We start from the raw sequence: 7283 nt of genomic DNA on the forward strand, positions 1-7283 counted from the left end.
TCAGATATACAAGTGGCGAAGAGCAACGCGTGATGCGTATCAATAAAAATCGTGCGGGAAGTCCGTGCTACAAAAAGTTTCTTTCTACCAATACTGAATTTACAAAAGAACCAATTTGTGAATCATCTCGTGAATACATTCACGCAAAAATAAAGCAAATTGAAGCAAGCGAAATGACCGCTGAGCAAAAGACAGAAAAAATCAATTTTCTTAATCAAAGAGATTGTTTGTGCGAAGGTTTGGGTGTTTCGGCATTGTTGAAACACGACATAAATCCTGCCCATAAACTTACGGCTGTTACGATTTGTCCAGGACCAAATTTGGCTTACTTTTCGGGTGTATTTTCATTAAAACAAATGGTTGACCATATTTATGGCCGAACCAATATTCTGAACTCATTGAAACGTCCAAATATGTTTGTGAATGAATTGGCTTTATATGTAGATTATTACAAAAACCAACTCAACAAACAAGTTGAAAATCTTTCAACAGCACAAGTACGGACACTTAAAGCTTTTCATACTAATCTTTTATCGGGAATTGACTACTACAAATCTTTGGTTTCATCTTTTAAAAACGAAACTGAGCGATACATGGAAGAAATGAAAGAGGAATTATCACATTTAGAGCAAACTGTGAGTAATTTGCAATTGCCGTTTGAACTTACTGTGAAGTAAACTTTCTTTCTACAAGTAGGTATAAGCCTTTTATACCTACTTTTATTCTTCTATCACAATAGCGATTTTATTGCCTTTCACAGCCATTCGACTAATTTTTCGCTTTGGAAGCATATCCGGTAAAGTCACCGCTTTCCATTCTTTAGTCATTAAATTGTAGCTAAAAATATCGGTATTGCGGCTTTCAAAAATGATATTTTCTGATAACCAAGCATTATAATGCTCCGAGTCAGGACTACTTTCTGCAATATCAATAATGGTATTTTTTTGAGGGTCAAACGAGCGAATTAGCCATTTTTTGTCTATTTGCTGCACAAAACTAAATGCCTTTTGTTTAGGAATGAGGTGTAGCGAACGACCAATGTTTGGAACAACGACTGTATCTTTTTTAGTCATAAGGTTTTGATAGTGAAGCGTTTGTGGCTCTCCCAAAACGAAAGTAACAAGTTCATTTGGGTTCAACCATGCCTGATAACCAATCTTCCCAGTTTTCTGCGATTCAAAAACTATCTGCGTTTCAGTTGGATTTTTGATATTGTATTTTACCAAGTCTTGGTCGCCATTTGATTTTCGCTGAACAATGCACGACAAATATTTTTTATCGGGCGTAACGGTCGGAGAATATTCCGAATCAATGGTATTAGTTACTTGCAGCCCAACGCCAGTTTTGAAGTTATACGACCAAATATCAGTCTGGCCATCTTGCATGGCTGTATAATAAAGCAATGGCTGATTTGGATGAAAAAACGGTTGATTATCATAGCCTTTTCGATTAGTAATATTTTTAGGGTTGGAAAGTGTGATATTTCCACCCGATTCTGAAATATCTAATAGAAAAATTTCGGTTCCGTTTTGGGCAAAAAGCAAATTTGATACGAATAGTAGGGCGAGTAGTTTCTTCATAGGTGTAGTTTTGTTTGTTAGCGAAAATACCGAGAATTAGGCTAAAAAACAAATTTTGCTACTGCATCCGTTGGTTAAAACCAACGGCAATGAAATTAGCTTTCTTTACTACTGGTGCAAGTCTTTATTGACTTGTACCATAATCATCGCTGGCAGTCTCAGACTGCATTTCATTGTGTGGTACAAGTGACGCTTTGCTTCATACTTGTACCAGTATTCCTTTATCCCTTCATAAATCGAATCAACAAAATTTCAATCAATAAAAAGGCTAAGGCGAGCATTACGCAGTATTTCCAAAGTGGTGTACCTACATTGCTTTCTTGAAAGGTTTTTACGAAATCTCCATCAAGTAAGTTATCAAAAATTGTGATATTTTTTTGTCCTGCAAAGAATGTTCTTAGTTCTTCGGGCGAGTAAAAATCCATTTTCGATTCTTCGTTGTCATGGTTGAGAGCCAATAATTTTTCCGCTTTTCCATCTAATTGCAACTCATAATAACCCGATTCAAGTACCTGATTATCCGACAGTTGCGAAGACTTCGGCAATTCTAAAGTAAGTGTATTTCCTACGATTCTTTGTACTGGAATTATCTCAATTTTATTGTTTGGCGTAGAAACATTTTTGAGTTTATAGGTAGCATTTTTCTTGACATTCGGTAAATCTAAGTTGATGCTTCCTTCACTAAAATTATAAGCTGCACGCTCTTGTTTCGTACTCATCGAGGCAATTTTAAACATCGTTGGCACAAAAAATGCGTGTTCGGCAAAGTTGCCATACGTTTTTTCGAGTGGCGATGCACATACATACACACGTCCCTGCGAAGCCTGCGTAGAGGTGATGAAGTTTTGCATATTCTTGAAGGTCAGAATCTTCTCACCTACGCCACTCCAAGTCCATGCAGGTTGCATAGTTGGTGTGTTTACTACACCTTGCGAAGTTGTGCGTTCAAACACATCAATATAAAACGGATTTTGTCGGTTAGGCTCAGCAATCGCTTGTTGGCTTTGTGCCAAAACTGGTTGATTGTTAAGGTTGATTCCTTGAATACCAAATCCGCCCAAAAATTGGCTATATGACGTAACATCGGGCCTTGCCGAAGGGAAAATCAAGAGATTTCCACCATTTCTCACAAATTCTTCGAGACTCGCACGGAATGTTCCTGCCACGGCTTCTACGCCCTCTAAAACTATCAAATTAGCGTTTTTAAATTGCCCAACATCGACATTTGAGGCACTATATGCTCGGTAATTGAAAAGACTATCGTTATCAAAAACTTTTCCGATATAATCTGCCGCACTGCGTTCTTGGTAAAGATGCAAAACTTGGATTGTTGGCGAAGCATTTAGCACAAAATAATAATCATTGTCGAAAGTAATGGGTTGGTCATCAAACGAGACCTTTCCACGATGAAAACCTTTGTCTTTTACCGTAAAATTGAAAGTTGCCGTTGCCGAACCATTCGGAGCAATATCAACTGAGGCCGTTGAAGCTTGGGCGTTGTCAATAAATAGTTTTACAGGTAGTTTTTCAACTTCTTCACTGCCCGAATTGAACACTTTTACGTAAAGAATATTATTCTGCATTTCACGAATGAATGGCGAAGCCAACCAAACCGAATCAGTGAAAACATTCTGGTTTTTCTTGCCTTGTACTGGCACCAAAAATAATTTATTGAGCGTGTCGGTCTTGATTTTACGTAAATCGCCCGATGTACTTTTCTGAAAATCAGAAAACCAAAAGAATTGGTTATTGGCACTTGGGTTATGTTTTTGAGCAAGGTTATTCTGACGTTTATAAATACTTTCAAACGTACGTGGATTCGACGAAAAACCTACCGATGTAAGGCGGTCTTTAACTTTTGTGGCATTGGTAACGGCTTGGTCTTCGCCCGAAAAATCGTTGGTGATTAATTGAATATTAGGAGATTGACGAAACAGCGTAAGCAATTCGTCAATTTTCGTAACGGCTAAATCGAGGTAACGTTTGTTTTCGGTGGTGTTTTGCATACTCAACGAATTATCGAGGTAAAGGCTATTGACCCCCAAACCCGAACTACGATTTGTCGAAGCATTTTTAGCAGGTAAAAAAGGTTGTGCAAATGCCAAAACCAAAAACAACAAAAACAACAATCGTGAAGCCAAAATGAGCCATTGCTTGATGCGACGAAACGAAGACGTTTGGGTTTCGACGGCCTTCAAGAATGCCACATTGGTAAAGAATACTCGCTTGGTTCGACGAAAATTGAATAAATGAATAATCAAAGGCACCGAAAGTGCCGCTAAACCCCAAAGAAAAGTCGGAAAAAGAAATTGCATATCACCCCAAACCCCTAAAGGGGCTTTAATTTTTTAGTTTATTATCCTAACGTAAAAGTCTGAAAATACTTTCAATATATCATCATCTTTTGAACGAAACAGAGTTTCGTTCCACAAATATTGCCAATTATTATGCCAAAGCAAATCACATATTTTTATTAATTGGTCACAAAGCTGGTGGAGTTCGTCACATCTGTTTTCTGCTGAGAAAAACACCTTCTACTTTTGAATCATCAAACAAGGCAAATAACATAAAATTAAAAATATTTAAATCATTCCTAAACATTACAAAATTATGAACGCAGCACTTACTTTCGGCACAAAAAGAAACTTTACTTTTAAAACAATCGTCAACGAGTTTTTCGCTTACATCAAAAACCCACTTTACATCAGCGAGAATATTGAAATGAGTAAATCTGAAAAATTTCAGTACATCTTCAAAGTTTTATTATGCGAACTTGCACTTTTACCAGTTTTGGTTCCGATTATCTATCTAACCAAAGACTTAACTGGAGCAAAGTCGTTTGGGTTTGAAGATACTTGGAGTATGTACGGTTTCTTGGTCATTGGGGCACCAATAGTCGAAGAAGCCATTTTCAGAGGGGCATTGATTTATAACCGTTGGAGTGTGTCGTTTATCGTATCGGTTCTGCTCGGAACAATTGTTTATTTGACCAAAGTCAACGAACTTATTACGCTACATATTGGCTTCGTTTATTTAGCTTGTATTATTCTTTTCCCAGTATTTTACATTGTCACTAAACCTTTTAACGATGTTTTTAAAGCACTTTGGGCAAAAAACTTCAAGTATATCTTTCACATCATTGCTATCAGTTTTGGGTTAGTGCATCTCACAAATTACACTGGTATTAGCAATTATTTGTTTGCTTTGCCATTGGTTACGAGTCAAATCATTTCGGGTTATGTGTTGGGGTTTGTACGAATGAAATTGGGTTTTGGTTATGGCGTAGCTTTGCACTCAGCTTGGAATTTTATTGCAGGATTTGGCTTGTTGGTTGTGCTGTTGGCTAAGATTTTTTAAATTTATGTTTTCACCCTAAATAATTATCCGGAATGAATATTAAAAACTTAAAACCTATACAATACGTCTTTGGTAGCATAATGCTGGTTTTGTTTGGTTTTTACCTCTACATGACACTTTTTAAAGAACAACGAGGCGAATATTACGAATTGATAAAAGGTGTTTTTCATCTATCATTGGCTCTGACTTTTCATTTTGGAATGCTTCAAACAAAGGCAACCACGCCCGAAAAGTATAATCCAACCCTCCACAAAATTTTAGTGGCAACTTGGGGCTTGGTTGGTGTTATTGGAATTATTGATTTTATCGCAAATTATATTTGAAACCTTTACTAATCCGTATACGCAGATTCCTCTACTATTTTAGTAGGGGTTTTTGTTTTGACAAACTCTTGTGGTAAATTTGACCGAAATCACACAAAACAAATACCTATTAATTTTATGGATGAATTAAATTTACTACGCAAAAAAACAGGCATGACAATAGCCAAAGCATGGATGTTGATGATCATTTGTGTGACTGTGCTATTTTTAGGGGGAGGGATTTTAGGGGCAATGGCCAGCATGAACAAAGTTGAGCCTGAAACATACTTAGAAAGAGGTATCTTCCTGGTAATGTTACTAATTATTAGTCTCTCAAGTATTTGGGGCTATTTTATTAATAAAAAAAAATCGCCTTTATTTCATAAAACATCTCTGCTAATTTATCTGCTTTGCCTGTTCATTGCTTTATCATGGTCTTATATTAGCCCTTTAATACTTGATTTTTTGCCGTTCAATACCATAGAAGCCGAAAGCCTTGAACGAGTTGAGATTGAGATTTTATTAGGAATAATATTATCATTACTTTTTACGATTCTGCAAATTGGAGTTATCGGACATGGTTTGCTCAAAAATTATTTATTCAAACAAGTGATTTTCACCGTAGTTGCCGTCAGTATCGTAATGGTTATTCCGCAAGCCGTCATTGGGCTTATCTTCCAAACAGCCATTATGTTTTATATTTATTATCGCACGGCTTCATTCCAATTGCCTTTGCTCATGACTCTATCATTCAGTTTGATAGAATACGTTTGTAAACTCACTTGGGGCCATAATATCACTACCCAAAACTATATTCGTATCTACTTTGTTCCGAATCCAGTTCTCTATCAAATCGGGCTTTTGATGGCAGTATTAATCATCGTAATCGGGCTTTATCTCATCCAAAAAAATACTAGTCCGATCGTATGGCAACGCCCCGAAGAAGACGAAGATTTGGCATTTTTATAAGAAAAGCACCACAAAAACATTTTCAAAACTCATGATTGCTGAATCATGAGTTTTTTTTATTTCCCATCGTTTCAATACTTCATCACACAGTTCTGCGAGTTGGTCACATCTGTTTTCTAAGCTGTTTTTGGTGCAATATCTTTGAATCATCAAATCAGAAACAATTATTAAACAATTCAAAAAATGCGGTTCGCCGCCCGAAAAAATTATGAAAACAAAATCATTTTTATTCGCCGCTTTAGTTTCAATCTCATTCGCCACTACTTCTTGCCAAAAAGAAGAAAATATTATGCCCAATGTTGGTTATTATTCAAATGACAAAATTCCAAGTACAACCACAATTATTGATGGCAAAGAGACAGATGTAGATGGAAATGTAATTTTAGAAATACCAAATAATGAAAATGTAGCTATATCGAAGCAACCAAAATCTACTATACCGACTAATATCATGCAAATTGATAGCGATGAGATAAAGTAAAATTTGAACACTTACCTAAATAAACAAAAGACATGAAAAAGTTTGAAATTATCAGAGTATCAGATTGGTGGTCAACGAATTCGTTAATCGAAAAAGCAGAAAATGTAGCTAACCAAAAAAGCCGAGAAGGCTACGAAATCGTCAGTATTTCATTTGGTTTTAGTGTCTGGATGAAAGTATCGGCCTATATCACTATCACAAAGCCTTGATAGTTCGTCCCACATTTTGGGGAGTTCATCACAACGTTTTTTATGAAAAAGCTATTTTATATAAATTCGAATCACTAAAACTAAAATACACTATGAAACTTTCAGACGCAATAAAAGCTATCGTACTATTCAACATTGCATTTCTTTCTTTTCCCCTGATTATCAACGCCTTGGGAGGCTATACTTGGGAAGCTAACCTAAAAGATACTTTTACCGTTGGTCGTATCGTAACAGGTGTTGTTTTGAGTGTTTTGGGTTATAGACTTTACTTAAAAAAACAAAACGCATAAATAGCCGATGGAAACCTCTACCAAACAAGACAAATTACTCTTTTTCGGAATTACGTTTGCGGCACTGGCAGCTTTTGGCTTTATAATCAATTATG

General features: G+C 36.2%; 8 protein-coding genes and 1 pseudogene. 7 read left to right on the top strand and 2 right to left on the bottom strand.

Features of this window, described 5'->3' with window-relative positions:
• Positions 1–677, top strand: a pseudogene (locus ACOVO2_RS02410) (hypothetical protein); the annotation flags it as partial.
• 42 nt (positions 678–719) lie between these two features.
• On the opposite strand, the gene ACOVO2_RS02415 reads toward ACOVO2_RS02410, so the two are convergent.
• A complete protein-coding gene (locus ACOVO2_RS02415; RefSeq protein ID WP_421768441.1) occupies positions 720–1580 on the bottom strand; it encodes a TolB family protein in 861 nt (286 codons plus the stop codon).
• Positions 1581–1801: 221 nt separating this feature from the next.
• Positions 1802–3895, bottom strand: a complete 2094-nt coding sequence (locus ACOVO2_RS02420; RefSeq protein ID WP_421768442.1) for a BatA domain-containing protein — start codon at positions 3893–3895, stop codon at positions 1802–1804.
• 295 nt (positions 3896–4190) lie between these two features.
• Between ACOVO2_RS02420 and ACOVO2_RS02425 the strand changes: the two genes are divergently transcribed.
• The 6 genes from ACOVO2_RS02425 (at position 4191) to ACOVO2_RS02450 (ending at position 7188) form a co-directional block, all read left to right on the top strand.
• On the top strand, positions 4191–4937 hold the full coding sequence (locus tag ACOVO2_RS02425; RefSeq protein ID WP_421768443.1) for a hypothetical protein: 747 nt from the start codon (positions 4191–4193) through the stop codon (positions 4935–4937).
• A 32-nt stretch (positions 4938–4969) separates the two neighbouring features.
• Positions 4970–5260, top strand: coding sequence for a hypothetical protein (locus ACOVO2_RS02430; RefSeq protein WP_421768444.1), 291 nt, complete (start codon positions 4970–4972; stop codon positions 5258–5260).
• A gap of 117 nt (positions 5261–5377) precedes the next feature.
• The gene (locus ACOVO2_RS02435; protein WP_421768445.1) at positions 5378–6208 is read left to right on the top strand and encodes a hypothetical protein; all 831 of its coding nucleotides are present in this window, start codon (positions 5378–5380) and stop codon (positions 6206–6208) included.
• A gap of 208 nt (positions 6209–6416) precedes the next feature.
• Complete coding sequence (locus ACOVO2_RS02440) at positions 6417–6689, top strand: hypothetical protein (RefSeq protein WP_421768446.1); 273 nt, start codon at positions 6417–6419, stop codon at positions 6687–6689.
• A 32-nt stretch (positions 6690–6721) separates the two neighbouring features.
• A complete protein-coding gene (locus tag ACOVO2_RS02445; protein WP_421768447.1) occupies positions 6722–6898 on the top strand; it encodes a hypothetical protein in 177 nt (58 codons plus the stop codon).
• A 92-nt stretch (positions 6899–6990) separates the two neighbouring features.
• A complete protein-coding gene (locus ACOVO2_RS02450; protein ID WP_421768448.1) occupies positions 6991–7188 on the top strand; it encodes a hypothetical protein in 198 nt (65 codons plus the stop codon).
• Positions 7189–7283 lie beyond the last annotated feature (95 nt).

Origin of the sequence: Emticicia sp. (assembly GCF_049241225.1) — a bacterium.
In the GTDB taxonomy this organism is placed as follows: Bacteria; Bacteroidota; Bacteroidia; order Cytophagales; family Spirosomataceae; genus Emticicia.

Excerpts from the sequence above, each read along its gene's own strand:
- ACOVO2_RS02415 (WP_421768441.1), bottom strand. The coding sequence starts at position 1,580 with ATGAAGAAACTACTCGCCCTACTATTCGTATCAAATTTGCTTTTTGCC.
- ACOVO2_RS02420 (WP_421768442.1), bottom strand. The coding sequence starts at position 3,895 with ATGCAATTTCTTTTTCCGACTTTTCTTTGGGGTTTAGCGGCACTTTCG.
- ACOVO2_RS02425 (WP_421768443.1), top strand. The coding sequence starts at position 4,191 with ATGAACGCAGCACTTACTTTCGGCACAAAAAGAAACTTTACTTTTAAA.
- ACOVO2_RS02430 (WP_421768444.1), top strand. The coding sequence starts at position 4,970 with ATGAATATTAAAAACTTAAAACCTATACAATACGTCTTTGGTAGCATA.
- ACOVO2_RS02435 (WP_421768445.1), top strand. The coding sequence starts at position 5,378 with ATGGATGAATTAAATTTACTACGCAAAAAAACAGGCATGACAATAGCC.
- ACOVO2_RS02440 (WP_421768446.1), top strand. The coding sequence starts at position 6,417 with ATGAAAACAAAATCATTTTTATTCGCCGCTTTAGTTTCAATCTCATTC.
- ACOVO2_RS02445 (WP_421768447.1), top strand. The coding sequence starts at position 6,722 with ATGAAAAAGTTTGAAATTATCAGAGTATCAGATTGGTGGTCAACGAAT.
- ACOVO2_RS02450 (WP_421768448.1), top strand. The coding sequence starts at position 6,991 with ATGAAACTTTCAGACGCAATAAAAGCTATCGTACTATTCAACATTGCA.